30 protein-coding genes are annotated in these 26,100 nt (G+C 58.5%); 11 read left to right on the plus strand and 19 right to left on the minus strand.

What is annotated here, in order from left to right; genetic code table 11:
* Positions 1–430 precede the first annotated feature (430 nt).
* The gene (locus NDO48_RS17325; RefSeq protein WP_267321888.1) at positions 431–1,021 is read left to right on the plus strand and encodes a DNA-3-methyladenine glycosylase; all 591 of its coding nucleotides are present in this window, start codon (positions 431–433) and stop codon (positions 1,019–1,021) included.
* A 227-nt stretch (positions 1,022–1,248) separates the two neighbouring features.
* Here the strand turns inward: NDO48_RS17325 and NDO48_RS17330 are convergent, their stop codons facing one another.
* Positions 1,249–1,551, minus strand: coding sequence for a hypothetical protein (locus NDO48_RS17330; protein WP_267321889.1), 303 nt, complete (start codon positions 1,549–1,551; stop codon positions 1,249–1,251).
* Positions 1,552–1,615: 64 nt separating this feature from the next.
* Positions 1,616–1,846, minus strand: coding sequence for a hypothetical protein (locus NDO48_RS17335; protein ID WP_267321890.1), 231 nt, complete (start codon positions 1,844–1,846; stop codon positions 1,616–1,618).
* A 161-nt stretch (positions 1,847–2,007) separates the two neighbouring features.
* On the opposite strand from NDO48_RS17335, the gene NDO48_RS17340 reads away from it, so the two are divergent.
* The gene (locus tag NDO48_RS17340) at positions 2,008–2,259 is read left to right on the plus strand and encodes a DUF1344 domain-containing protein (protein WP_267321891.1); all 252 of its coding nucleotides are present in this window, start codon (positions 2,008–2,010) and stop codon (positions 2,257–2,259) included.
* Between the two features lie 51 nt (positions 2,260–2,310).
* Here NDO48_RS17340 and NDO48_RS17345 read toward each other — a convergent pair whose 3' ends face one another.
* A complete protein-coding gene (locus tag NDO48_RS17345; RefSeq protein ID WP_267321892.1) occupies positions 2,311–2,676 on the minus strand; it encodes an NUDIX hydrolase in 366 nt (121 codons plus the stop codon).
* 100 nt (positions 2,677–2,776) lie between these two features.
* The gene (locus NDO48_RS17350; protein WP_267321893.1) at positions 2,777–3,019 is read right to left on the minus strand and encodes a hypothetical protein; all 243 of its coding nucleotides are present in this window, start codon (positions 3,017–3,019) and stop codon (positions 2,777–2,779) included.
* Positions 3,020–3,205: 186 nt separating this feature from the next.
* Here NDO48_RS17350 and NDO48_RS17355 point away from each other — a divergent pair, with 186 nt between their 5' ends.
* A complete protein-coding gene (locus NDO48_RS17355; RefSeq protein ID WP_267321894.1) occupies positions 3,206–3,925 on the plus strand; it encodes a DUF1236 domain-containing protein in 720 nt (239 codons plus the stop codon).
* A gap of 67 nt (positions 3,926–3,992) precedes the next feature.
* On the opposite strand, the gene NDO48_RS17360 is transcribed toward NDO48_RS17355, so the two are convergent.
* From NDO48_RS17360 to NDO48_RS17375, 4 genes are all read right to left on the minus strand, one after another.
* Positions 3,993–4,544, minus strand: coding sequence for a hypothetical protein (locus tag NDO48_RS17360; RefSeq protein ID WP_267321895.1), 552 nt, complete (start codon positions 4,542–4,544; stop codon positions 3,993–3,995).
* Positions 4,545–4,559: 15 nt separating this feature from the next.
* Positions 4,560–5,264 (minus strand): DUF4142 domain-containing protein, encoded by a 705-nt coding sequence (locus NDO48_RS17365; protein WP_267321896.1) that lies wholly within the window; start codon positions 5,262–5,264, stop codon positions 4,560–4,562.
* Positions 5,265–5,627: 363 nt separating this feature from the next.
* Entirely contained in the window at positions 5,628–8,135 is a 2,508-nt protein-coding gene (gene ligD, locus NDO48_RS17370) for a DNA ligase D (protein WP_267321897.1), read from the minus strand.
* A 2-nt stretch (positions 8,136–8,137) separates the two neighbouring features.
* Positions 8,138–8,989, minus strand: coding sequence for a Ku protein (locus tag NDO48_RS17375; protein WP_267321898.1), 852 nt, complete (start codon positions 8,987–8,989; stop codon positions 8,138–8,140).
* 508 nt (positions 8,990–9,497) lie between these two features.
* Here NDO48_RS17375 and NDO48_RS17380 point away from each other — a divergent pair.
* Both NDO48_RS17380 and NDO48_RS17385 read left to right on the plus strand, forming a co-directional pair.
* Positions 9,498–10,094, plus strand: coding sequence for a sensor histidine kinase (locus NDO48_RS17380; RefSeq protein ID WP_267321899.1), 597 nt, complete (start codon positions 9,498–9,500; stop codon positions 10,092–10,094).
* Between the two features lie 9 nt (positions 10,095–10,103).
* The gene (locus NDO48_RS17385; protein ID WP_267321900.1) at positions 10,104–10,499 is read left to right on the plus strand and encodes a response regulator; all 396 of its coding nucleotides are present in this window, start codon (positions 10,104–10,106) and stop codon (positions 10,497–10,499) included.
* 9 nt (positions 10,500–10,508) lie between these two features.
* On the opposite strand, the gene NDO48_RS17390 is transcribed toward NDO48_RS17385, so the two are convergent.
* Positions 10,509–10,868: a hypothetical protein gene (locus NDO48_RS17390; RefSeq protein ID WP_267321901.1), complete on the minus strand. Its 360-nt coding sequence runs from the start codon at positions 10,866–10,868 to the stop codon at positions 10,509–10,511.
* Between the two features lie 30 nt (positions 10,869–10,898).
* Positions 10,899–11,060, minus strand: coding sequence for a Thivi_2564 family membrane protein (locus NDO48_RS17395; RefSeq protein WP_267321902.1), 162 nt, complete (start codon positions 11,058–11,060; stop codon positions 10,899–10,901).
* Positions 11,061–11,217: 157 nt separating this feature from the next.
* Between NDO48_RS17395 and NDO48_RS17400 the strand changes: the two genes are divergently transcribed.
* The 4 genes from NDO48_RS17400 (at position 11,218) to NDO48_RS17415 (ending at position 13,014) form a co-directional block, all read left to right on the plus strand.
* Complete coding sequence (locus NDO48_RS17400) at positions 11,218–11,517, plus strand: DUF1236 domain-containing protein (protein ID WP_267321903.1); 300 nt, start codon at positions 11,218–11,220, stop codon at positions 11,515–11,517.
* Positions 11,518–11,596: 79 nt separating this feature from the next.
* A complete protein-coding gene (locus tag NDO48_RS17405; RefSeq protein ID WP_267321904.1) occupies positions 11,597–11,836 on the plus strand; it encodes a hypothetical protein in 240 nt (79 codons plus the stop codon).
* Positions 11,837–12,100: 264 nt separating this feature from the next.
* Positions 12,101–12,319 carry a hypothetical protein gene (locus NDO48_RS17410; RefSeq protein ID WP_267321905.1) on the plus strand — a complete coding sequence of 73 codons (219 nt, stop codon included), beginning with the start codon at positions 12,101–12,103 and terminating at the stop codon, positions 12,317–12,319.
* A 356-nt stretch (positions 12,320–12,675) separates the two neighbouring features.
* Complete coding sequence (locus NDO48_RS17415; protein WP_267321906.1) at positions 12,676–13,014, plus strand: PRC-barrel domain-containing protein; 339 nt, start codon at positions 12,676–12,678, stop codon at positions 13,012–13,014.
* Between the two features lie 78 nt (positions 13,015–13,092).
* Here NDO48_RS17415 and NDO48_RS17420 read toward each other — a convergent pair whose 3' ends face one another.
* Positions 13,093–13,326, minus strand: a complete 234-nt coding sequence (locus NDO48_RS17420) for a hypothetical protein (protein WP_267321907.1) — start codon at positions 13,324–13,326, stop codon at positions 13,093–13,095.
* Between the two features lie 352 nt (positions 13,327–13,678).
* Positions 13,679–15,034 (minus strand): sensor histidine kinase, encoded by a 1,356-nt coding sequence (locus NDO48_RS17425; RefSeq protein WP_267321908.1) that lies wholly within the window; start codon positions 15,032–15,034, stop codon positions 13,679–13,681.
* Positions 15,035–15,346: 312 nt separating this feature from the next.
* Between NDO48_RS17425 and NDO48_RS17430 the strand changes: the two genes are divergently transcribed.
* Positions 15,347–16,147, plus strand: coding sequence for a Ku protein (locus NDO48_RS17430; RefSeq protein WP_267321909.1), 801 nt, complete (start codon positions 15,347–15,349; stop codon positions 16,145–16,147).
* 1,310 nt (positions 16,148–17,457) lie between these two features.
* Here the strand turns inward: NDO48_RS17430 and NDO48_RS17435 are convergent.
* Entirely contained in the window at positions 17,458–17,703 is a 246-nt protein-coding gene (locus NDO48_RS17435) for a hypothetical protein (RefSeq protein WP_267321910.1), read from the minus strand.
* Between the two features lie 242 nt (positions 17,704–17,945).
* Here NDO48_RS17435 and NDO48_RS17440 point away from each other — a divergent pair, with 242 nt between their 5' ends.
* Positions 17,946–18,188, plus strand: a complete 243-nt coding sequence (locus tag NDO48_RS17440; protein ID WP_267322001.1) for a hypothetical protein — start codon at positions 17,946–17,948, stop codon at positions 18,186–18,188.
* Between the two features lie 574 nt (positions 18,189–18,762).
* Here NDO48_RS17440 and NDO48_RS17445 read toward each other — a convergent pair.
* From NDO48_RS17445 to xylA, 6 genes are all read right to left on the minus strand, one after another.
* A complete protein-coding gene (locus NDO48_RS17445; protein WP_267321911.1) occupies positions 18,763–19,710 on the minus strand; it encodes a substrate-binding domain-containing protein in 948 nt (315 codons plus the stop codon).
* Positions 19,711–19,776: 66 nt separating this feature from the next.
* Complete coding sequence (locus tag NDO48_RS17450) at positions 19,777–20,781, minus strand: ABC transporter permease (protein WP_267321912.1); 1,005 nt, start codon at positions 20,779–20,781, stop codon at positions 19,777–19,779.
* Positions 20,782–20,784: 3 nt separating this feature from the next.
* Positions 20,785–22,317 (minus strand): sugar ABC transporter ATP-binding protein, encoded by a 1,533-nt coding sequence (locus NDO48_RS17455; RefSeq protein ID WP_267321913.1) that lies wholly within the window; start codon positions 22,315–22,317, stop codon positions 20,785–20,787.
* A complete protein-coding gene (locus NDO48_RS17460; RefSeq protein WP_267321914.1) occupies positions 22,314–23,489 on the minus strand; it encodes a Gfo/Idh/MocA family protein in 1,176 nt (391 codons plus the stop codon). Before NDO48_RS17460 ends, NDO48_RS17455 begins: the two co-directional genes overlap by 4 nt.
* Before the next feature lie 13 nt (positions 23,490–23,502).
* Positions 23,503–24,558: a sugar phosphate isomerase/epimerase family protein gene (locus NDO48_RS17465; RefSeq protein WP_267321915.1), complete on the minus strand. Its 1,056-nt coding sequence runs from the start codon at positions 24,556–24,558 to the stop codon at positions 23,503–23,505.
* Between the two features lie 161 nt (positions 24,559–24,719).
* Positions 24,720–26,030 (minus strand): xylose isomerase, encoded by a 1,311-nt coding sequence (xylA, locus tag NDO48_RS17470; RefSeq protein WP_267321916.1) that lies wholly within the window; start codon positions 26,028–26,030, stop codon positions 24,720–24,722.
* Positions 26,031–26,100 lie beyond the last annotated feature (70 nt).

Below are 26,100 nucleotides of genomic sequence, written 5' to 3' on the forward strand. Positions count from 1 at the left end.
CACAGGAGAACACGAGTATGGCCAGCCGAATCCGCGAACGGCGATGGGCATTCGAGACTGGGAAGCGAATTCCCCTGGAACGAAAAGGGCCCGATCCGAGTGATGAGTTTTCCTTGGACGCTGCCGGGAACAATGAGCCTGTTGACGCCTTTGGAAACACAGCTCCAGTGAATGAGCCGGCTGAAAAAGTTGGACATGGCGACGGCAAGAACCCTCCGGGCTACGCCGAGGACATTAGCGGCGAACCTGGCAAAAGCGATCAGCCGGGCTACAGGATGAAGAGGGCCGCTTCTGGCAATCATGAGAGCTAGCCCGTGGACAAACAGGCAAGCATCGGGGAACATTTCCCGGTTCAACGGTTGGCAAGCCTGCCGTGCGCGGAAATTTCCGCGGCTGCCAGTTTGCATGTCGGCGCTTCTTGACAGATTCAATGCTTGAACTGCCCAGCAGCATCTCGAAGCATGGTGCGACCCTGTTCTGGGATCGCTCGGCGTTGGAGGTCGCGTTTGAGCTCATCGGCTTTGAGTTTTGTGTCGATGGGGTCGGGGGGATCATTGTCGAAACGGAAGCCTATTGCCCCGACGATCCCGCTTCCCACAGCTACGGAGGGCAAACGCGCCGGAACGCTGTCATGTTCGGACCGCCAGGCCACGCCTATGTCTACCGCTCGTATGGTCTCCACTGGTGTCTCAATTTCGTCTGTCAGCGCGGAAGCGCGGTATTGCTGCGCGCCCTTGAACCCAGATGCGGCCTCGATCGCATGTTCGAGAGGCGCAAGATCACCTCATCACGTCAGCTATGTTCGGGTCCCGGGCGTCTATGCCAGGCTCTTGCAATCGATGAATCTTACAACGGGGCATCTTTGATGAATGACAGGATTTTCCTTGGCCCGCCAGCCGGCAACGTGCCTGTTGCATCAGGAACTCGTATCGGAGTTTCAAAGGCAGTCGACAAGTTGTGGCGCTTTGGGTTCGCCGGCTCCCCATATCTTAGCAAACGTTTCGTACAGCCTTCCGCTTGACTGCACCATTGCTGTTCGCGGGGCGCCTGGCTGACATGCGAGCGGGCCGTACGTCGGAGGTGATCAGTGCCGGTTCCCGCCCTGCGGCGCTTGCCGAACCTCCTTAGGTCACCTTGTTGGCCGATCGGATGGTCGCGAATTTGCTGCGGCCGCCTCAAGTCCTGGCGGAGCTGTGCCTGCGCCTTATGCGCTGCGTTCTTGGTGAATGTGCTCAGCTGTCCGTTTGTCTACATCTGGTCGTTATAGGCTTCTTTTTGTTGACCCACGGCACGGGCCAATACGGAAAATGGCGGCATTTCGCCATGTGTATGCCGGCTTGCCAATTGCAGCAGTCGTATTGGAAAATTGATCGCGTCCCTGTTTGCAGGAGACAGGCTCTCCGAACGCTCCTCGCTCGTCTGGCCAGACTCGACCTTGCGGAGCGCTAATTCAACCTCTTCCTGGGACAAGACGCCTTTGCGTACGAGAATCTGGTTGAGGGCTGCGACCGCCATGACGAGGCCCTCAAGTTGAAGGTTGGCAACATTCATAGTCTTCTCCTTCATGTCTTTTTGGAAGAGCTGCCTCGTAGCTCTGGAGGAAGGCAAAATGGCGTTAATCCAGAAAGGCCATAAGTTGTGAAAAGGGGTGGCAGTCGGGCGCGCAGCTGTCTGATGAAGCAATGGCGGCGATGGTCATGAGACATGCCAGGCTCACCGCAACCCCCGTGGCTGCCATCGCAATCATCCTTGAATCTTGACGATGCCATGCGACCCAACCTGCTCCGGCGAAGGCCCACAGCAGATACAATGTCGCGGTTACGGCCAGTGCCCAGATCGTCGTCATGACAACTCTCCCGGTAGGCATGCGATCGGGCAACGCCAAACTGTCGCGGTTGTTCCATCTCGGTCGGGCAGGCAGGGGAAGACAGGAAAACAAATAATGCAACCTTGGCTGGATTTGCTCGTTGGTCCCACCAGAAGGGACCCAACAGCAAGGAGAACGTCATGAGAAAGCTGATTATCTCGCTTGGAACGCTTGCTCTGTTGACCGGCGCCAGTTTTGCCGCAACAGCAGAGGGCACTGTCCGGGAGTACATACCCGAGACCAAGGTGGTTACACTTGAGGATGGCAAAAGTTACACCATTCCTCAGGACGTGGCTGTTCCTGCAGGATTGGCTCCTGGCGTCAAGGTCTCCATCAATCTTGACGATGACGATATAACCAAAGTCACGTCGGTGACGTTGTCGCCTGGCTAGGCGAGTGGGCTAACCCCGTCGGCGCTTTGCTGGCGGGGTTCCAGCTTCTTGCTAATTCAGGACATGGTCGGCGTTGTTGACAAGAGTAACCAGCCCCGGCGCGTCCACCAGCAGCGCCGCATCCTTGATTTTCAGCCATTTTCTGCGCCGCTGATTGCTTTCCTTCCAATCGTTCAGGACTTTACCCACCTCCATCGGGAACAGATGAACGTCGACGGGGACGAACCCTTTGGGCAATCGCTTCCAGTACCGATACGTGCCCATGGGAATGTCCGATATGCGCCCGACGACACCGGTTTCCTCCCGCGCCTCGCAGGCGGCGGCAGCGGAGGCCGATTTTTTCTTTATCGGCCACCCCTTGGGAACGACGAACCGACGTGTCTCACGCGGTAATGAGCAAGATACGAAGACAGCCATCCCGGTCTACCTTGTAAGGCAGTGCTCCCACCTGAAAGGTAGGCTTGCCCTTGATGGCTCTGCGGATTGCGCGTCTCTTCCTCTTTTTCATGATCGCAATCTACAGGCTTGCCGCTCCTTTGCGGATACGTTTGGCTCCCAAGGCCTCGAGGGCAAGGCGTACATATCTGAGCTCGGCCTGCCAGCCGTCGTCGCTGTTCATCGAGCTCTCCGATGCAGCTCGTTGCAGGGCCCGAGCATCGTTCTCCAGATGGCGTAGACGCTGAATCTTGATGTCCTTGGAGGCGAATGGATCTTCGACGATCTTGCGGATTTTTCGTTCGCAGGGGGTGTCCATCTGCATCTCCCAACTTGTCCTTGCATGAGAACGACAATGGAGACCGAGGCTCTTGGTTCCGCCGTCGGGTTGGGCAGAGGCCCTGCGTCCCGCCGAGGCCCCTGCATCGGTGGAGTGCCCGGCCAAGAGTTGGAACCAACCCGGTCGACCCTCATTAGCTTCCTGGGACCGTAATCGATCAGGAGAAGTATGATGCGATCAATTCTCATATCGAGTGCAATTGCCCTGAGCTTGAGTCTCGCCGGTTCGAACGCCTTCGCCCAGACCCAGCAGCCCATGGAAGGTGGCGCCCCGGCCACCAAATGCGCGCCAGGATCCAAGGACAAGGGATGTGTGACCCCCGAGGGCAAGTCCGAGCAGGGGGCCCCGGCAAAACCCCAAAAGCCGGCGTCGGGGCAGTCGGGCGAGGCGGCCAAGCCAACGCCCGATCAGATGCAGCAGGGCACGGCAGGCCAGTCTGCCCAGGGCAAGTCCGATAGAACCAAGAAGACAGAGCCCGCACAAGGTGAGGCTGCTACGCCGACCAAGCCTGAAAGCTCCTCGTCCGGACAGGCTGCGCAACCGACCCCGTCTCAAGGCGCGCAGACAAAACCTGCCCAGACAAATGGTAGCGGCTCAGGAACCTCGACATCGACAACGACAAACGTGACCAACACGAATGTCACGGTTGAACAGAAGACCGAAATCACCAAGGTAATCAAGGAAGAGCGCAGCAAGCCGGTTCGTGTCACGTTCGACGTGAACGTCGGCGTCGCTTTGCCGCAAAAGGTCAAGGTGAGTCTGCGTCCGCTTCCGGCACGCATCATCAAGATCGTTCCGGCATATCGTCACTATCTCTACTTTGTGCTCGATGATGGGCGCATCGTGATCGTCGAACCTTCGACGTTGAAGATCGTGCTGATCCTTGTCTGACCTTGTCCAGACAAGGCCTGCCGGCAACGCCGGCAGGCCTTGGAAACGCAGTCCATATTGCTGTTAATCAGCCATTGCGTGGATCAAAGCCTTTCCATCCCTCATCTTCATAGCTTTTCCTGCGAGCGGCTACGTCGACGAACGTAGGCCGATTGAGGATTTCTCGGGTCTTGTTGACCATATCGTCGGATACGCGGGCGACGACAAGGGTGCCGCCGCGTCTGATGCCTTCCGCATAGATGTCGGCATCTTCGGCAGCTACGCCCGACGCCATAAGCGCGCCGATTACCCCGCCGGTTGCGGCACCAGCCGCAGCGCCCGCAGCCAACCCGGCCGCCGTCGTCGCAAGCCAGCCCGCAGCAACCACAGGCCCCAGGCCCGGGATTGCCATGAAGCCGAGCCCGGTAAGCAGGCCGGTTGCGCCGCCCAAGGCCGCACCCAGGCCAGCGCCTTCGGCAGCTCCTTCTGCGGCTCCCGAGGATGGCTCGTCCCCGAAACGGCCGTCAGCATTGCCTGTCACAATGCTCAGGTCGTCGGCGGGAACACCTGCCATTTCGAGCTCGCTCACGACGTCCCTGGCGTCGTCATGATTGTCATAAAGTGCCGACAAGGTGTGCATGTTCATACTCCAGTGCTATTTGGTTCCAACCGAGACGTTTCCGCGAAAATCCAGCGCGACCGGCAATGTCTCGCCGTCCTTCTGCGCCGTGCCTCGCCAGATTCCGTTGTCGTCCTTGGCGAGTGCCGATACCTTGGCAAAGCCTGCCGCCTGTATGCGCTCCTGGGCCTGGGTTTCGGTGAAACTGTTGGCGCCAGCCTCCGGCCCCGACGTTCCTGAATTGACTGCCGCCCTCGCTGGCAAGGCGGCAGCGATCCTGTCGATCTCTTGCTTATGCTTTTGCAAGGTCGGCAGAACCTCAGTGGCGAAGTTTTTCAACGCAGCGTTTTCGCCCTGTTTCGAGTAGCCCTGAAAAAGGGAAACCGCGTCGCCATGGGCCTGTCGTTGCGCCTCGACATAGCTCGCATCGAAGGCCGGACCGGCGCCGACAGTATTGAGTTTGTCCAACGTCGCCTTTTGCTGGGCATCCAGCGTCGCAGGCAGGGTCAGTTTCTCGGCGCCCGCAATCTGAGCCAGCTCCTTGTTTGCCGCGCCATGGTCAGCAATCATCATGTCGGCAAACTTGCGTATCGTTGTATCGGCGGCTGACTTGCTCGCCAGTTTGCTGGTCTCGACCTCAAACAGGCCGCCAGTAGCTGCCTTGTCCACGAACTGCTGGGCGTTTTCGGCGGCGAGCAGCGGTGCTGCCGATAGAATAAGACCGGCCAGCGCCGGGATCATAGGAACGGTTTTCATGGGAAGCTCATCCTTGTTGAACCACGTGTAGACCCAACCTGTCGGGCTGCTAATGGTTCCGAACCCAATGCTTCACTTCGAACCTGGACGGTGGACGAGCGTTGGGATCAGACGGGCGAGCTTCGGCTTTCGTGAAACACGGACGTGTCGATAAGGGAAGCGTCCGCGGATGCTGCGATTGAAGACCTTTTGCAGAGGCCCTGCAAAAAGGCCAGATAGAGATCAAGAGGAACGCCCTGATAGTCATACCGCCTGCCACTGGCAGCAAACCGGATCGAGTGTTCTCTGGGGCTTCGGCGTCGTAGCTGATGTCTTCAATGGAAGCCGAGAGCATCGACCGCCCCTGCCTCAGCTGGCCTGGCGCTTGAACTGCAGCGGTGTCGCCGCCGAGCGAAAATCTCCCCACGGATCCCGCGCGATCGAGGCCAGGCGCGTTGGTGTGTTCTCGACGGTGAAGTAGCCCGGCCCGATTGACGGACTGAGTTCGTCCCAGCCAAGGGGCATCGATACCGCAGCACCCGGACGGGCCCGCGTCGAATATGCCGCAACAGCAGTGGCTCCCCGCTGATTGCGCAGATAGTCCACGAGGATCTTGCCCTTGCGCTTCGATTTGGCGATCGTTGCCACATAACGGTCCGGCGCATCATGCGCCATGGCCTCTGCAACGTCCTTGGTGAAGGCCTTTACGCTAGCCCAATTCGCCTTCGGCTTGAGTGGCGCTACCACGTGAAGCCCTTTTCCGCCAGACGATTTTACGAAGGCGTTTAGACCTGCTGCCGACAGCCTTTCTCGGGTCTCTTCGGCAGCCAGGATTACCGCCTCCCAACTCACATCCTCGCCGGGGTCTAGATCCATTGTCAGCATGTCCGGATGTTCCAAGTCGGCAATGGCAGCTCCCCAGGGATGAATCTCGAGCGTTGCCGACTGCACCAGCGCCATCAAACCATCGAGGTCGTGGATGCCGATCATAGGCTCATCTCTGGGAGACTTCGGGTCGCGCACAAGAGCAATCTTGGGGTTGAGGCCTTTCCAGGCGTGTTTCTGAAAGAATTTCTGACCATTGATGCCCGTCGGGCAGCGCAGCAGGGCGAGGGGGCGCGCAACAACGAACGGCGCCATGTGGCGCCAGACCTCGGCATAATAATCGGCAAGCCCTTCTTTCGTGACCCCGTCGTCGGGCCAATAGAGCCGGTCAGGGTGTGTCAATCTTACGGTTCGACGAGGCTCGCCCTCGACTGAGAGCGCCGCCTTTTTTGTTTCTTGGACTATCTCTTTCGCTGGTTTGTCCTCACGGAGACCTCGGAACGAGGCATGTCTCAGGATTCCGTCAGCGGTCCAGGCGCGGAACTCGACTTCGGCCACCAGATCGGGCTCGACGAACCTGACTTGCCTGGCTTCGTCGGCCGATAGCCGACGGGCGAACGGGCTGTCAGAAGTTCGCTCCTTTTCAAGCTTTTTGTAGAGCGAGAGGGCTGTCGCGACCGAGTATCCCGTGCCGACTTTGCCCACATACCGCAGTTGATCGTTTTCGTAGACTCCGAGAACAAGGGAACCGATCGCCTGTTTCGTGGTGGTCGAAGGGACGTAGCCTGCGATAACGAACTCCTGCCTCTCAGAGCATTTTGACTTGAGCCAGTTCCTGCTTCGACCGGAGCGATAAGGCGCATCCTTCAGCTTGGACACGATCCCTTCCAGGCTGAGCCTGCAGGCATGGCGCAATATCAAGTCGCCGTCCTCTTCGAAATGAGTGCTGAACCTGAGTGGTTCGACGGCATCGCCCAACAGCTTTTGCAGCAGTTGTTTTCGGGTCACAAGAGGCACTCTTGTGAGATCCCGCCCGTCGAGATGCATCAGATCGAAAGCATAAAACGCAAAGCGATCGGTGCGTCCCTGGCTCAGATCATCCTGCAAGGCGGAAAAGTCAGAGGCTCCGTTGCCGGCCTCCACTACCAGTTCGCCGTCGATGATCGCCGTTTTCACGTCAAGGGCCGTGAGCGCTTCGAGAATGGGCTTGCCGAACTTCCCCGTCCAGTCGAGCCCGCTTCGTGTCAGCAGCTTCGTGTCCTTTGTGTTGACATGGGCCTGCAGGCGATAGCCGTCGAACTTGATTTCGTGGACCCATCTCGTGCCTTCGGGCGCGGACGCAACAAGGGTAGCGAGCGCAGGATCGACAAAGTCCGGCATCTCAGCCAGTTTGGCCTTTTTCAGGTCGTTGGCGCCAATCGTACTTGAACCTGCGGCCTCGTCTTTGCTCCTTCTGATCCTGCCTGTCTTTGCCGACCATCCGGGCGCTTCCCGTTCGATTTCGAAAAGGCCGCGCCCGCTCGCAACCGATTCAGGTCGCTCGTCCAGAATGTCAGGCTCGTCATGGGTCCTTGCAGCGTCGTCATCGCCTTTGATGAGCAGCCAGTTGTTCCGCTTTTCGCGGGGCTTGCTCGCCATGCGGACCAGATGCCAGCGACCGGCGAGCTTTTCCCCTTCGAGCTCGAAATCCAGGTGCCCTTTGGCAAATCCACGTTTTGCATCGCCGATCGGCGACCAGCTGCCGCGGTCCCACAAGAGCACCGTGCCCCCACCATACTCACCTTTGGGTATGGTTCCTTCGAAGCTTCCATATTCTAGCGGGTGATCCTCGACCTGAACTGCGAGACGCTTTTCTCCAGGCACCAGGCTCGGGCCTTTGGTGACGGCCCAACTCTTGAGAACGCCATCCATTTCCAGCCGGAAATCATAGTGGAGACGGCTGGCGTCATGTTTCTGGACGACAAAGCTGTGGCCAGACTTCCTCGCTCGTCGCCCCCTTGGCTCCAAGGTCGCGCCAAAATCGCGCTTGCTTCTATAGGTTTCGAGTCCCATCTCTAGCTCACCTTTTTCCGGGACGACGTGGACTTGCCGACGTTTTTGACCTCGGGCTTGCTACGCGCTCTCTTCCGATCTTTCGTGCCTGCGCTTTGGCGCAGCGCCTCCATTAGGTCGACTACCTTGCCTTGCTCGCGTGGCTTGGGTGGAGTTATCTGTTTCCCCTCCATCTTGGCCTTCACCAACTCAGAGAGCGCAGCCTCATAGCGGTCGTCGAAGGCCTTCGGATCGAACGCGCCCTGTTTGGTTTTGATGATGTGTTTTGCCAGATCCAGCATCTCGCCCTTGATCGTGAAGCTCCTGACGTCGTCGAAAGCCTCCTTGGCGGGCCGAACCTCGTACTCGAAGTTGAGCGTCGTCGCGATCATACCACGGTCCTGGGCGCGGATAAGAAGCGTGCGAACCCGCCGGAAGAGTAGGGCATGGGCTATTGCCGCGACGTTCTTTTCCCTCATGCCGTCGCGAATGAGCGAAAATGCGTCCAGTGCATTCTTGTCGGCTGGGGCGAGATAATACGGTCTGTCGAAATAGACGTCGTCGATGTTTCCGCAGCGAAGAAACGCATCGATGGTGATTGACTTGTCGCCCTCGGGGATCGCAGCCTCGATCTCCTCATCTTCAAGCACGACATATTCGTCGGAGCCGATTTCGTAACCCTTGACTTGCTCGTTCCTATCCACTGCCTCGCCCGTTTCGCTGTCGACGAACTGGCGATGGACACGATGTCCCGTCTTTCTATTGATTGTGTGAAAGGCAATACGCTCGGAAGTCGACGCTGCCGTATAAAGGGCCACCTGGCAGGAGACTTCTCCCAGTATCAGATGGCCCTTCCAGTTCGCTCTTGGTGCCACGAGTGAGCCTCCGTTTTCTGGGAGGGCAACGTAAGGGCCATGCCAAGGTTCCTTTGATCGATCCGAGATGATGGACGAATTGCCAACGGTCCGATCACTGACCGATCGGCAACTCGGAGCCTCGTCACCTCAGACCGAAGAACGAAAGGATAGCCAGGACGATCACAACCAGGCCTACGAGATAAATAATGTTGTTCATGACAACGCCTCCTCGGGTTTCTGTCGTCATGGTCAACGTCGATCAGCCGACACTGTTCCGCCATGCATGCCTGTCGCGTGGGCTCCGTTGGCTTCGAAGGGTTGTTTGGCCTGCTTCGGGAACTTTCCTACGCCCAGACGATTGTGGATTTTATGCGAAACGAGGCCATCGGACTGATTCGAGCGAGGCGAAAGACGCCTCGTTACTCGTTTGTCATCCCTCTCTACAACGAAGAAGCCGTTCTGCCGCTCCTTGTCGAGCGCATTCAGGACCTGTTGGCTCGTCTGGACGGAGAGTCGGAAGTGATCTTTGTCGATCGGCGAGCTTAATCACCGGGTGAAGAATACGCTCGCAACAGTGCAGTCCCTGGCAGAACAAACGCTCAAGAGCGCCGCAACACCAAGTGCCTTTGCCGAAGCTTTCAACGGTCGACTGCTGGCCTTGGCCCGGGCGCATGATCTTCTGACGCGGCAGGCATGGCAGGCTATCGAACTCGATGACATCGCATATGCAGTGCTGGGAGGTTGGATTGAAGAGGGGCGTGCGTCGGTCGAAGGATCCGAAACTCGTATCACTCCCAAACAAGCCCTCGCACTTGCCATGGCATTCAACGAGTTGTTGACCAACGCAATAAAGTACGGAGCTCTGTCTACACCGGTTGGCAAGATATCCCTGACATGGGCTTGCAATGGCACTTGCGTTGTCCGCTGGTCGGAGCGCTATGGTCCCCTCGTTAGTCCACCGACGCGCCGAGGCTTCGGTCTGCGAGTTCTCAACCGGGCGCTGGCTTACGAGCTTGGGTATCCGGTGGAACTGCATTTTGAGCCAGAAGGCGTCACCTGCACCATCCGCCTGGACTTCATCGCCGATGGCTTGTCGAATTTAATACCTCGGCAGGAAGAGTGAGATCTCACCATGAGCAATTCCCTCTCGTCGCTTCGCATCCTTGTCGTCGAAGACGAAATGCTGGTCGCAATGTCCATCGAAGACGCGCTTGTCGAGGCAGGCCATGAAGTGATCGGGCCTGCAGCGAGGGTTGAACAGGCCCTGTCACATCTGGGGAGCGGGCAGCCGATTGACGCTGTGGTGCTTGATATGAACCTTCATGGTTTCAGCGGCGTGCCCGTCGCGGAAGAGGCAACGCATGCATCCATTCCAGTACTGATCTTGAGTGGCCACGGCGAGAATGCGTTGAACGGATTGAGTGCGGCCACGCCTCACATGTCAAAGCCTTTTGACAGCCCCACTCTGGTCGCCGCCGTGGAGGATTTGGTCAACCGCACGAACCGCCAGAGGAAGGGCGTAACGTAGCAAATGTGTCTACCACGAGTACCAGTCGTGTTGATTACGACCGGAGTTCATCTGGGTTGCGAGGCAGCCGAGCATGAAGCCAATCAGTCCCCCCACGATCATGGCGGATGAGACTGTGCCCGGGTTTGTTTTCACGGCTTGAGACACTGTCTGCGCCTGCTCGCGAAGCGTTTGAGTTGTCCGTGACGCCCTTTCGTTTGCACTGCTCAACCAACCTGCGGCGGCTCCGGTCGCTTGCTCTGCTTGCTCCGCGAGCGTTCGATTGATGCGCTCAATGTCGCGCTTCATCTGGGCGACCTGCTTTTCCAGCGCAACCTGTGCCTCGCGCTGCGAGAGCCTCGCTGCGTTCGGATTATCATTGGTGGCCATGAAGTCCTCCTGCTCGGCAAAGCGTTGTGATCAGAAGACGGCAAGATATCGAAGCAGGGATACTATGCCGATGATGATTACAACGACCTGAACGATCTGTTTGGTCTTGCCGTCCAGTGGCAGTCGATTGATCAGCCACAGAACCAAGACGATAACAAGAAAAGTGATCAAGATTCCGATCAAAATGCCCACGCTTGTATTCCCTGCGTTGTGCCGTGATCATGGGATAACGGCGCATGTGGCTCGCGGTTCCACATCAAGGTTGGGTCATCGACGCGAAATTAGGAACCCTCCCGTTCTCGCGACGTTGTGCGTCGGGAGGGACAAACCGATAGACAGGAGCGTCACGATGAAAACCGCTACAATTGCCGTCCTGGCGTTATGGGCTGGGATGTCCAGCGCGTTCGCTCAGGACGTCATCATTACGCCAGAGCGGGATACGGTGATCCGGGAGTACGTCAAGAAGAAGCCGCTGGCTTCTATCAGCATTCCTGGAATCGAGCTGAACATCGGCACCCCGCTTCCCGATGCTGTGGAGCTGCACAGCTTCGAAGGCGTTCCGGATGTTACCTATCAATACGTGGTTATCGATGGACGCACAGTCCTTGTCGACCCGGGCACACGGCGGATCGTCAAGGTCTACAACTAGGCCGAAGGGCCCGTTGCCGTATCGGCGGCGGGCTGCTTTCAGCTTCTGTCGAGTGGCGCGCGATAAAATGGATAGTGCCATGATCGTATGGGTCTGGATTGGCAGCATACTCATGGTTTGCGGTGTCTTGTTGCTCGCCATGGCCGGGATCCATTTCGGCCGTATGAGCGGATCGCGTCTGGATCCACTGGCGGGGAGAACGATTGAGCCACCCGGCCGGCAAGGACTTCGGGTCTTCGCCATCGACCGCACCTGGCCCGGGCTGCTGCTCGTTGCAGTGGGCGCGATGCTTTTGTTGGCCGGCGCGTGGATTGGCTAGGACGCTCGAGTTCATTATGCGGGCACGCTCCAAAATCAGTAGCTCATTGGTCCAGCCTGCCGCCCGTAGACTGTCGAGGTTTGCTGCTGAAGCGTCAAATTTGGCACGCGCCGGAACCAAATGCCGAAAGTCAAATTGTATTGCCAGGTGGGTCGAAGCTAAGCCCACTTGCGGTGCTTCAGCCGGGCGGCCGACTGTCACGAGGAGGCAACTGGTCGCGAGATATTCAGCCAATCAAGTACCAAACCTCCGAGTGGCTGTGGAATGATTGACTATCTCGACAATCCGTACGCGCTGAAATCCCTGTTGGCCGTCTATGATGAGGCGTGTCTGGCGCGTCGCATGGACCCGCAGAGCCAACCTGCAATCTCTCAAATATGGAAACCGCTGAAGGTGATGTATCGCGCCGGCGTGCGGGACCCGGGAATGTTGTACGCCCTCACCATGAGCCGCAATACACGTCCCGCTCGGGTTCGCCGATAGCTGCTTCTGTCGCTCTCACCCACTGAAGCGATGCGCCAGAATGGCCTCCAGCTGATGCGCGAGCTGCCGTGTCGCTTGATCAACAGTAAGGCCGCCTCCTGGGACAGGCCGTAACGAGTGGCCAGTTCTCCCACCCTACACGGCTCGTCGTCAGGTACGAGTTTCTCGATTTCGCTTGGGGTCGCCAGTTCTTGAGGCATCCGTATCGTTTCCAGTGATCAGGAAGGGAACCCATGAAACCGTATGGGGTTCCATAGTGGATCGTCTGTCCTCGGGCCGGACTAGATCGGCTGGCTGAAAATTTCGGAACCACCACCGCCGCAGCACGTTGGCCAACGTAGGTAAAGGAGATCAAGATGAACAATCTCATTGAAAGCGACAAGGTAGTTGGAACCGAGGTCTATGGACCTGATGGCGCCCACATTGGTGAAGTCGAGCGGCTGGTGCTGGAGAAAGCGGGAGGCCGGGTGGCCCACGCAATCATGAGCTTCGGCGGCTTCCTGGGTATGGGGCAGGATCACTATCCCGTGCCATGGAGCAAGCTCACCTACAATGAGAGCCTCGGCGGCTTCCAGATCGATATCACCAAGGAGCAGCTTGATCGAGCTCCGAGTTACGCCGATGACAGCTACGATTGGTCCGAGGAGAACAATCGGAGGATTTACGATTACTACGGCGCCCAGCCCTACTGGTAGGCGCGGTGTTTCCAGGTACCAACCTCCGGCCGACTGGTCGAATATGGGGGCGCGGCAACGGCTGCCGCGCCCCACTCTTCATGGCGGGTCGCGCAGAACTCCTGCATCGCGACAAAATGTTTCGAAAGCCAGCCTTGCAACTTCTGGCGGGATCGAACCTTCCTTCAAACCTTCAAAGGCGTCGCTAGCGAGATAAAAAAACGCGTTGCGAGCGCCGACGTCCCAATCCTCCAGAAAGGCGGACGCTTCATCGAAGGTGGTGATGTGGAGGAGTATGAATCCACCGACTTTCACCCAAATGGAAGGTTCCATGTTCATTCAACAGAAACAGCGTGGTCGAAAGGTGGTTGCTTCGGGCGGCCCGTGACGGCCAGCCTGCGATCGACAGTCGTCGCTATTTGGACCGCGGTTCCGAAAGCGCGGCGTCGGGTAGTATCAACCGCCGGTATCGAGGCGATGGTGCGACTTGGTTGACGCGTAACATTGTATGCAATGCACTAACTTCGAAGGCACAATCATCGGCAGCGCGATACGTTCCAATAAGCCGGTTCGCGTAGAATGTGACAAGCCTAAGCTTTTGAGCTTGGTTCGCGCGCTATTGAGAGTCACATTGGAACCGGCGCTGTTTGATGTGGAACCAAGCGCGGACTGGCCGCTTGTCCTCTCATGCCGGCTCGATCGAGCTCAATGGAGCAACGAGCGTCCAGCGCACGGAATCAGACTCTGCCAGAAAGGTGGCATTTCCATTCAGCGCCCTGGGAACTACCTGTTCCAGCACGATTCGGCCGAACCCGATCGGCGGCTCGGCCCCGGGATGAGGTCCGCCCGTCTCTCGCCAGTCTAGCCTTAAATTATGTCCTTGGATCTGCCATGACACTGAAACCCGGCCGGCAGTCGTCGAAAGCGCGCCATGTTTAGCGGAGTTCGTAGACAGTTCATGAAACGCTATTCCAAGGTTTTGAACTGCCGTTGTCGCCAAAAGGAGCGGCTCGCCCGACAAATTGAGCTGACTGACTTCCGCGAATGGCATGATCTGGCTCGTTGCGAGATCATAGAGGCTCGCCCCCTTCCACTCAGCTTCGACCAGGAGATCGTGAGAGCGTGAAAGCCCCATGATGCGCTCGCGAAACTGGCGTTGAAAGCTCTGCGGATCTTTCGATCGGCGACTGGTTGCCCCGATCATGGACAGGATGACGGCAAACTGGTTCTTAACCCGATGGTTCACTTCTCGCATCAGCTGATGAATTCTCAATTCTTTGTCGATGCGGTCGCTTATGTTCCGCGCGATTTTCGAGGCTCCGATGATCTTTCCCTTGTCATCCTTGATGGGAGATACGGTCAAGGATATCGGTACAAGACTGCCATCCTTTCGGCGCCGAATTGTATCGAAGTGGTCTATGCGATCCCCTTTGCGGATCTTCGTAAGGATCTCATCTTCCTCGGCAATCCGATCCGATGGAATGAGAATGCTGATGTGGCGGCCGACCATCTCATCCTGCCTGTAACCGAAGAGCCGTTGGGCGCCTGCGTTCCAGCTCTGAATAACTCCGCAGAGATCCTTGCTTATGATGGCGTCCTCGGAAGATTCGACGATGGCGGCAAGTTGATGCGCCAGACGCTCCGCCTTCTTGTGTCGAGACACGTCAATGAGCGAGTTGACCACACCGATCAACGGACCATGTTCGTGAAACAATGGCGACGAATAGACCAGGACCGGCAAAATTGTACCGTCCCCTCTGACAAGCGCGATCTCGCTACCCTGTTGTGCTCTTCTCTGGCCGACCGCAAGAGCCATTGGGCTTGCGTCAAGAGCGAGCGGCAGGCCGTCGCTGTGAAGAACCCCCAATCCACCACTCCACCTTGCCTCCGGCGCTGGGGCCTGGCCCCAGATTAATCTGGCCGCGTCATTAAACCAGATGATCCTTCCGGCGATGTCAGTGGTGTAGGTGGGCAGGGGCAGTTCAGCGACAGGAATGGCTCCTAGAAGCTCGGCTGGATTTGGTGATGCCTTGGTGGTCACGCGCGGCTCTCCATCATTGTACCTGTCTGCCTCGCCACCAAGATCATTGACGGCATCTGTCAGCGGTAATTCGCTCTTTCACTTAAGGTTCCGCCTTCGAGAGGATCCTGCAAGAAGGCAATATCGATGAAGTCTCTCGCTCGGGCCAAGAGAGCCTTGCTGGACCGACTTCGGCTGCAAGACCTCCTTCCGTGAGGCATTACACTTGGCTCAAGAATTTGCGGTGGCGAGGTTGGCTGGGCGGTGGCCATGATCGGTGGAACAGGAGCTGCCAAAAGACGTTTGGGATCAGAATATGTAGGAGTCTGCGTTATGGCGCCGAGATCGTTCTGGAAGGGATATCTGAAACTTTCCCTGGTGACTTGCCCCGTCGCGATGACGCCAGCGACGAGCGAAGCAGGGAAAGTCCGGTTTCACACGCTGAGCAAGCGCACCGGCAATCGGGTGGTCAGCCAGTATGTCGATGCCGGTACCGGCAAGGTCGTCGCGGAGGAAGACGAAGTGAAAGGATACCAGCGCGGCGAGGACGAATATGTCCTGCTTGAGGACAACGAAATAGAGGCGGTCGGACTTGAAAGCACCAGGACCATCGATATCGAAATGTTCGTCCGGGCCGATAGCATAAGCTGGGTTTGGTACGACAGGGCTCACTACTTGATCCCGGACGATCCTGTTGGGGAAGAGGCTTTTTCCGTCATTCGAGATGCGATGGAAGCCACAAACACTGTCGGTATCTCACGTGTAGTGCTGTACCGGCGCGAGCGTGCGGTCCTGCTTGAGCCCAGAGGTAAAGGAATCGTAGTCTGGACTTTGCGCTACGGCGACGAAGTACGGAGTCCCGACGCTTACTTTGGCGAGGTCGGCAAGGCCGAGGCAGATCCGAAAATTCTTGACCTCTTGCAGACCTTGATCGACGAGAGAACCAAGCCCTGGGACCCGAAGATGGTCAACGATCCCGTCCAGGAACAACTGCTCCAAGTCCTTGCGTCGAAAAAGAAAGACAGGAAGCAGCCACGCTCAAGGGCCGAGCGTGGAAAAGACGGGGGCAACGTAATCAACATTATGGATGCCCTGCGAAGCAGTCTGCGGTCGAGAGACGAAAAACGAAAATAGAGTCGTTTTCATTGGCGCGGTCGGAGCCAGACGAGTGCCCTTCATCCTGTTGCGGACGTTACCACCAACGCGTTGTCTGTCGGCCCGCCTAGTACCACCTTCCGCGCCCATACCAGCCACCTCCGCCGAGGAGAAGAATGATGAGAATGATAACCAACAAGGTCGTGAGATCCATAGGTGGCTCCTGTCAGTCATTGACCCGAGCGGGCCTCCGCTTCTGACATCTTTCAATCATCTCACTGCACCTATTGTTCCAAACTCAGATATTTGAAGAGCGGATACAGGTTCGGGCTCCACGGCGTTCGGAAAAGAGAAGCGAGGTGCTCACCGCCGCCCCCTGGGGGTGTCTGGCAGGTATCATGCGCTGGGAGACAATTTTATGGAACTCTTTGGAGCTTGTGGAATTAGGGGGTGCGAGGCGCGAAAGCGGAGCTAGAAAATGTGGTACGACCGTCGCTGCGGCACCCTTGTCCATAGTCCGCCCACCGAGCTTCTTGGCTTCGAAGATGCAGCACGACGCTTAGGAGATGCACATGATTGGACTGACATGTTTTATCTCGCGGTTCTGTTCGGAACGGCCAGCGGCATGTGTTGGGTGGCAGGGTTGTAGTTACCAAGGAGGTCCGGCATGACTTTGCCGATCGCAGTTCACAACACCCGAAATAGGATAAGAACCGGTAGGCTGGTCAACGCTGCGGCAGATTATCTGGGCGAGATTGAAGGTCCTCGTTGGGCCCAACTGTTCTACATTGCCGTCGCTTTCGGGACTGCGAGCGGTGTTTTTTGGTTAGCCGGGTTTTAGGTTTCCTATCCAAGCTCCTCGATCTGATCCGCGTGGGACCGCAATATCTCGGAAATTTCACAAAGCTTGAAGTCGTGTGCCATCAGGCAGATGGCGTTCTGAAGAGCCGCCTTTGATTGACGCTTGCGGATATCGAGGTTATCGCCTCTGCGAGCTCATTTAGCTTTCTGCGTCTGGACATGACAAAACCTCCGCCACATCAAGCGCAAGCTAGCTTTCTTGTTCCACGGCTCGCTGCTGAAAGCGCAACGTTTGGAGCGCCAAGAAGCGGCCAGCTACCACAACGTATGCGATTTTCTGAAAGAGCGACGTTCCCCGGTTGCATAATGAAGGTGTTGGGAGCTGCCCGGCCGATGTGCTTCGACATCCATTGGCTCGAACGCGAAAGTGAAGTTCGAGGGGTAACTCCAACCGGAGGTCACCATGCAGCACCATGGCCTTTCCAGGACATCAAAACGCTGGTGACCGAGGCTTAGATAAACCCCAACTTTGCCTGCTCGAACTCGACCTACGCTTCGGAGGATCGTTCAAGTTCTGGCGCGAGTGGGGGTTCTTGAAACATGATGGGTCTGCCGGTGAGGCGGACTTGGGCAAAAACTGCTTTCTCTATGTCTTCAAGAGCAACATTCTCGGTGCGGAAATCGTGCTGAATTTGTTTTGATATTGCCGCTACATTTATCCATCCGCCCTCGGTCGACGCTTTGACAACGCCCTCCCGAATTCCCTGCAACATTGCCTGTGAGATTGTTCGCATCGACGTATGCCTCCTTTAGGCATTATACGAGTTTGGGGCGACGACGCAAGATACCGACACAGAAAAACAAATAATATCAAATAGTTAGCTATCTACTTGTTGTGCTGATTGGTGCGCAATGGTGGGAGTTGCTGGGAGGTCCGACCTTGCCACAAATTAGGCTAAGCGCGTCTTGAATAACTTAGCGCCGTTGGGCATATATGAGTAACTTACTCATTGGTTTGCTTCTTGGGGTGCGATTAATGCCGGAGTTGGCACGCGGCGAACGCCTGCAGATCATGCTGAACGGCGACGAACTGACAGCCGTCGAGGATTTCCGGTTCCATAAGAGAATGCCAAGCAGGGCTGCGGCCGTTCGCGAGCTCCTGCGCCGAGGTTTGGCAGCCGAGGGCTTCCTAGTCGCCAATCCAACTTCGAAATCCCAGGACTTTGGCGTTCTAACTGGTGAAGAAGCGGAGGGCGAAGAGAAAGAGAGCGGTGCTTGATCGCGTCCGACCCCTTGGCGGGCCGATATGCGTCGCAAGGCGCTGTCGCTTCGGACCTCCTCGCGTTGCGAGAGCGCTACGGGAAAGTTGGGATGACCAGGCGATCGAACGTCCCCGTCTCCACGCCAAAGTGCTTGGGTGGGGATGACGACAATTTAGTGATATCCAGTTTCAACTGGCTTTCCGTTGATCTCAGTGAGCACAAGCCCAATCGCGAACCCGGGGTTCATATTCGGTCAAACTCGATTGCCTCAAAGTTTCTGCGGGATTGCGAAGTCGCCTAATAGTGATCGACTTGTCTCGATCACAGCATGTGAGTCAAGGAAAGCCACTTCATAAGCGATAGAGCAGAATGCACCGACTGAGAGAGGGTTGTCGCGGTCGCATCCATAAATCATGTCGCGCTCCACCCCGTATGTATGCCTGATGGTAGAACAGATGACCGGAAGGGGTCCTGCTTCAACGCTGTCCAGACCAACCTGGCGAGCCCGTAGATTGAAACAAACATTGAGACCCAAAGGAAAACGGGGAGGCCAAGCCTCCCCGTTGCACAGCTATTTTCTATAACCGCCGATCAGAACGGCGAATCCGGGAAGTGGTAGTTGGCGGCGTTGTCCTTGGTGACCAGCGTGGCGTCGAGGATGTAGGTGCCGTGAACCGGAACCTGATCGAACAGCTGTGCTGCCGTCAGTTCCATCGCGGTGCCAACCATTGCCGGCGGATAGAGAACATCGACAGGGACCATCTTGTCGCCGTCCATGACCTTCTTGATCATGTCCTTCGAGCCGGCGCCGCCGACGACATACTGGATGTCGGTACGCTTTGCCTGTTCGATGGCTTCGAGAATACCCACGACCATGTCGTCGTCCTGCGCCCAGACCACGTCGATCTTAGGATATTTGGTCAGGTAGTCCTGCATGACCTTGAAGGCATCGTCGCGGTTCCAGTTGCCGAACTGGCGGTCGAGAACCTTAACGCCCGAGCCGGCGATGCCTTTGTCAAAACCATCCTGGCGCTGCTGGTCGATCGGGATCGGCATGCCGCGCACGATGACGACTTCCGCGTTCGGTGTGGTGGCGGCAATGTACTTGCCGGCGACTTCGCCAAGCGCCGGGTTGTTGCCGGCAACGTAGAGGTCGCGGACCGAATCGTCATTGGTGGAGGGCGCACGGTCGACGAGTGCGACGAACTTGCCCTTGGCCTTGACTTCCTTGATCGCGCTGACCAGCGGATCGGGATCGGTCGGCAGGATGACGAGCGCGTCGATGCCCTGCGTTTCGAGGTCCTGTACGGCGTTGGCCTGCGATGCCGGATCGGGCGACGTCTTTACCACGACGTTCAGGTTCGGATATTCCTCCATCAGCTTCTTGGCGACACGTTCGGCATGAAACACCACGCCGGCCGTCCAGCCATGGTCGGCGGCGGGAATCGAGACGCCGATGGTCTTTTTGTCCTGCGCCAGGGCTGTGCCCATGGTCGCGGCGAGCGCAACGGCCGCCAGTCCCAGTAGAATTTTACGCATTAACCTCTCTCCCAAAATTGCAGGCCTGTCTTGAACCGACCGGGCGACCCGCAGTCCCGATTTGCTTCACGATTTTCGCGTCAGCGATCGCTGCACCAACATCGCGATAATGACGATTGCTCCCTGGATCGCGCCGAGCAGATACTCGCTGACATAGCTCGTCAGCAGCATGATGTTGCCGATGATTTCAAGGATGAAGGCGCCGGCCACGGTGCCCCAGATCCGACCTACGCCGCCGCGCAAGGCGGTGCCGCCGACCACGACCGCTGTGATCGCGTTCAGTTCCCACATCGTGCCTGTCGTGGCCGTGGTGGAGGAAAGGCGCGGAATATAGATGAGGCAGGCACCCGCCACGCACAGCCCCTGGATCAGGTAAGTCATGGTGCGCACGCGCGCGACCGAGATGCCCGAATAGCGCGCGACGTCCTCATTCGAGCCGACCGCGATCACATGCCGGCCAAACGAGGTGCGGTACAGAATGAACGCCGCGATCGCCGCCGTGATGAAGATTGCAAGTACGGGGTAAGGAATGCCGAAAAGATTGCCGAAATAGACCGGGCGATAGACCGCCTGCACCTCCGGATTGCGCAGCGTGATCGCGCCGCCTTGCGAAAGCCAGGTGGTCAGGCCGCGATAGATGCCCATCATGCCAAGTGTGGCGATGAAGGGCTCGATCTTGCCCAAGGTTATGACCAGTCCATTGGTCAGCCCACAGGCCATGCCGATTGCCAGCATCAGTGCCGCGGCAGCCAGAACCATCATCAACGGATTGTCGATACCGCCCGCATTCATGAACATGATGGCGAGCGAGGCGATAAAGGCGGTCATGGCGCCGACGGACAGATCAAGCCCGCCGGCGGTGATGACGAAGGTCGCGCCAATCGCAATGATTGCGATGTAGGCCGAGCGCGTCATGACGTTCAGCAGATTGTTGGCCGTCAGGAAATTGTCATGGGCAAACGAGCCAAGCACCAGAAGCAGCGCCAGTGCGATGAAGGGGGCGACGGCGCGCAGGTCGACATCCTGCCAGAGGTTGCGTCTTTGCGGGGCCGTGGTCGTCGTGTCGGTCATGTCTCAAGCCGCCTCAGAAGTTTTAACGCCCGTCGCAAGCACGACGATCTCTCGCTCGTTCATGTGTTCGCCGCTCACCTCGTCGGCAATCACCCCCTCGCGCATCACAACGATGCGGTCGGATATGCCGATCAGCTCGGGCATTTCGGAAGACACCACGATCACCGACTTGCCCTGCCGGGCGAGGTCGACGATGAACGTGTAGATCTGCTCCTTGGTGCCGATGTCGATGCCGCGCGTCGGCTCATCGATGATGACGATGTCAGGCTTCAGCATCATCATCTTGGCGATCAGCAGTTTCTGCTGGTTGCCGCCGGAAAGCTGGCCGGCCAGCAGGTCCTTGTTGCGGGTGCGAATATCGAATTCGGCAATCGCCTGATCGAGAGCGGCGCGTTCGGCCTTGCGGTCGAGCATCACCCCCCGCACGAATTTCTTCAGGCCGGCCAGCGTCAGGTTCAGGCCGAGCGCCTCCTGCAGCAGCAGGCCTTTGCCCTTGCGATCTTCGGAAAGATAGACGATGCCCGCCTTCATGCTTTGCTTGGCATTCGCAAAGGCAACCTGCCTTCCGTTAAGCCGGATCATGCCCTTGGCGGGGCGCAGGCCGACGATGCCTTCCATCAATTCGGTACGGCCGGCGCCGACAAGGCCGGCAAAGCCGAGGATTTCGCCGCGCTTCAGTTTGAACGAGGCGTTGCGGGCATAACCGGGCACATCCATGTTCTCGACTTCGAGCACATAGTCCTTGCCCTCGGGCGCAACGTGATCGGGATAGAGCTTGGACACGTCGCGGCCCACCATCAACTGGGCCATATCGAGCGGTTCGAGGCCGGCTGCCTCGCGGGTGGTGACCAGCTTGCCGTCGCGCAGCACGGTTACACGGTCGGCCAGCGTCTTCACTTCCGGCAGGCGGTGGGAGATATAGAGGACTGCCGCTCCCGATTTGCGGATATCGGAAATCACCTGGAGCAGCGCGTTGGTTTCTATCGGGGTCAGCGACGCGGTCGGCTCGTCGAAAATGACCAGACGGTGCGGCACCAGAAGTGCGCGGGCGATCTGCACGAGTTGACGCTGGGCGATCGAAAGGCGACCGACGACGGTTTTCGGATCGATATTGGCGCCAAGGTTCCGCACGGCCTTCGCCGCGCCCGCATTCATAGCCTTGTCGTCGACGCTCAGGCCCTTTTTGATCTCGCGGCCAAGATAGATGTTCTGGGCAACCGTCAGATCGGGCGCCAGCAGGATTTCCTGATGCACCAGCACGATGCCGCGATGCTCGGCATCCACCGGTCCGTTGAAGACGACGGTCTCGCCGTCGATCGTGATTGATCCGCGCGCCGGCGCGAGATGGCCCGCGAGGATCTTCATCAGCGTGGATTTGCCTGCACCGTTCTCGCCGATGATGGCATGCACCTCACCAGAGCGGATATCGAGCGAGATGTCTTTCAGCACCTCAACACCGCCAAAGGCCTTGGCCAGCCCATGTCCAGCCATGAAGGCCTTGTCGTCCTGCGGCTGAGATACCACGGACATGTTCATCCGATCTTCGTCCACACATTGCCGGCTTTCGATGAGGCGACGGAGGCTTCGATGAACTTCATGCCGTCGATGCCGTCCTCGACGGTGGGGTAGATCACGTCGGCATCGGCATTTTTACCTTCGCGCGCTGCGCGGATGGCGCGGGCTGCTTCGGTATAGATGGTGGCGAAACCTTCGAGATAGCCTTCGGGGTGGCCGCTTGGAACACGCGTGACACGCGTCGCGGCCGCACCCGCGCCGGACCCGGCGCGGGTGAGCAGCTGCTTCGGCTTGCCAAAGGGCGTGAACCAGAGATAGTTCGGGTCGGCCTGCGTCCATTCTAGGCCGCCCTTTGTGCCATAGACGCGCAGCTTCAATCCGTTTTCGTTGCCGACAGCCACCTGGCTTGCCCACAGCATGCCGCGCGCGCCGCCTTGGTAGCGAAGCAGGATCTGCACATCGTCGTCGAGCGGGCGGCCCTCGACGAAGGAGGTCAGCTGCGCCAGCACCTGCTCGGTCTTCAGCCCGGTAACGAAGGCGGCGAGGTTATAGGCATGGGTGCCGATATCGCCGATGGCGCCGCCGGCACCGGAGCGCTTGGGATCGGTGCGCCATTCGGCCTGCTTGGAGCCGGAGCGTTCCGCCGGCTCGGTCAGCCAGTCCTGCGGATATTCAGCCTGCACGACCCGGATTTCACCGAGATCGCCATTGGCGACCATTTCGCGCGCCTGCCGGATCATCGGATAGCCGGTGTAATTGTGGGTCAAGACAAACAGCTTGCCCGACGTCTTCACCAGCGCGGCGAGTTCTTCGGCCTCCTTGAGCGTGGTGGTGATCGGCTTGTCGCAGATCACATGGATACCAGCCTCGAGGAAGGCCCTTGCGGCAGGCGCGTGCATATGGTTCGGCGTCACGATGGAGACGGCCTCGATGCCGTCGGGGCGGGCAGCCTCCGCCTTGGCCATCTCTTCGAACGAACCGTAGGATCGGTCGGCGGGAAGACCGAGATCGGCGGCCGAGGCCTTGGCCTTTTCGGGGCTGGACGACAGCGCGCCGGCGACCAGCTCATACTGGTCGTCGAGCCGCGCGGCCATGCGGTGGACAGCGCCGATGAAGGCGCCCTGACCGCCGCCAACCATGCCCAGGCGGATGCGGCCGCTGCCGGCTTCCTTCTTGCTTGCTTCAATAGCCATGTCGCCTCCCCTCTCAGCTCAGGCCGAGCATCTTGCGATTTGCGGCCTCGTCGGTGCCGGCATTGGCGAAATCGTCGAAGGCATGCTCGGTGACGCGGATGATATGCGCCTTGATGAACTCTGCACCTTCGCGCGCGCCGTCCTCGGGGTGCTTGAGCGCGCATTCCCATTCCAGCACCGCCCAGCCGTCGAAATCATTGGCGGTCAGCCTGGAGAAGATCGAACCGAAATCGACCTGGCCGTCGCCCAGCGAGCGGAACCGGCCGGCGCGGTTGACCCAGCTCTGGAAGCCGCCATAAACGCCCTGCCGACCCGTCGAATTGAACTCGGCGTCCTTGACGTGGAACATCCGGATACGGTCGCGATAGATATCGATGTAGTCGAGATAGTCGAGCTGCTGCAGCACGAAGTGCGAGGGGTCGTAGAGCAGGTTGGCGCGGGCGTGGTTCTTCACGCGCTCGAGGAACATCTCATAGGAGACGCCATCGTGCAGGTCTTCGCCCGGGTGGATTTCGTAGCAGACGTCGACGCCATTGTCGTCGGCATAGTCGAGCAGCGGGGTCCAGCGTTTGGCCAACTCGTCGAACGCCGCCTCGACCAGACCGGCCGGACGCTGCGGCCAGGGATAGACATAAGGCCAGGCGAGCGCGCCCGAGAAGGTGGCGTGGGCCTTGATGCCCAAATGCCTGGAGGCGCGCAGCGCGCGCTTGACCTGGTCAACCGCCCATTCCTGACGCGCCTTCGGATTGCCCCGCACCTCCGGGGCCGCAAATCCGTCAAATGCGGTGTCATAGGCGGGATGAACGGCAACCAGCTGGCCCTGCAGGTGGGTGGAGAGCTCGGTCACGTCAAGACCATGCGAGGCGGCGACGCCTTTGATCTCGTCGCAATAGTCCTTGGAGTCCGACGCCGTCTTCAGGTCGATCAGCCTCGCATCCCAGGTCGGGATCTGGACCCCCTTGTAACCAAGGTCGGACGCCCATTTGCAGATCGAGTCAAACGAGTTGAACGGCGCCGCGTCGCCGGCGAACTGCGCCAGGAAAATGGCGGGGCCCTTTATCGTCTTCATGCACGTCCTCCCGTGGCGCTCGCGCCGAAATGTCGCTCCAGATTGGAGAGGATTCCCAGTTCACCCTGCGAGCGGAATTGATGTCATCTTATGTCCTGCGACCAGGTTTCGCCGTCATGCCGCCAGCCCGCCATACGGCGAATGGCATCTTCCACCGCACCTTAGACGTAGCGGTTGACGAGGTTTTCGAGCCGTTCCTGCCGGCCGGACTTCGGCTGGGGTTCGATCTTGTCCTTGACCACGCGCTCGGCCACGTCCTCCAGCGTGCGCTTGCCCGAGAGCATTGCCTCGCCCTCGGCGGTCTTCCAGCCGGCATAGCGCTCGGCCAGCGGGCCTGACAAAGCCTTGTCTTCGATCATGCGCGCCGCAGCCTTGAGGCCGCGGGCGCAGGCGTCCATGCCGCCGATATGGGCGATCAGCAGATCCTCAGGATCGAGCGATTGGCGGCGAAGCTTGGCGTCGAAATTGGTGCCGCCCGTCTTCAGCCCGCCGGCCTGGAGGATGTGGTAATACGCCAGCGCCATTTCCGGCACGTTGTTAGGAAACTGATCGGTGTCCCAGCCCGACTGGTAGTCGTTGCGGTTCATGTCGATCGAGCCAAGGATGCCAAGCGACCCGGCCAACGCCAGTTCGTGCTCGAACGAGTGGCCAGCGAGGATTGCGTGGCCTTGCTCGATATTGACCTTGACCTCGTTTTCCAGTCCGAAGTCCTTCAGGAAGCCATACACCGTCGCGACGTCATAGTCGTATTGGTGCTTGGTCGGTTCCTGCGGCTTCGGCTCGATCAGGATGGTTCCCTCGAAGCCGATCTTCTTCTTGTAGTCGACGACCATGGAGAGGAAGCGCCCGGCCTGCAGGCGCTCCTGCTTCAGGTCGGTGTTGAGCAGCGTCTCGTAACCTTCGCGCCCGCCCCAAAGAACGTAGTTCTCGCCGCCGAGCTTCTTGGTGGCATCCAAGCAGGCCTTAACCGTGGCTGCCGCATAGGCAAAGACATCAGGATCAGGGTTGGTGGCAGCGCCGGCCATCCAGCGCCGGCTGGAGAACATGTTGGCGGTGCCCCAGAGCAGCTTCACGCCGCTCTGCGTCTGCTTGTTGGCAAAAATGTCGACGATCTCGTCGAGCCGGTCCTTGCTTTCGGTGAAGCTGTCGCCTTCGGGGCGTATGTCGGCGTCATGGAAGCAGTAATAGGGCGTGCCGAGCAACGAAAACATTTCGAAAGCAACGTCTGCCTTCAGCCTGGCATGTTCCATCGTGGGACCAAACCAGGGCCGATCAAACGTTGGGCCGCCGAAGGGGTCACCGCCTTCCCAGGCAAAGGAATGCCAGTAGGCGACGGCAAAGCGCAGATGGTCCTCCATGCGCTTGCCGAGCACAAGCTCGTCCTTGTTGTAGAAACGGTAGGCCAAGGGACTGGCCGAGTCCGGCCCCTCATACTGGATCGGCTTGATGTCACCAAAAAATGCGGTGGTCATGTCCTGTTCCATCCTGCTTCTGCAAGTTCTGATGTACGTATATCAGAACAACCGGAGGCGCCAGAGGGCG

Source organism: Aminobacter sp. MET-1 (assembly GCF_026521175.1).
In the GTDB taxonomy this organism is placed as follows: domain Bacteria; phylum Pseudomonadota; class Alphaproteobacteria; order Rhizobiales; family Rhizobiaceae; genus Aminobacter.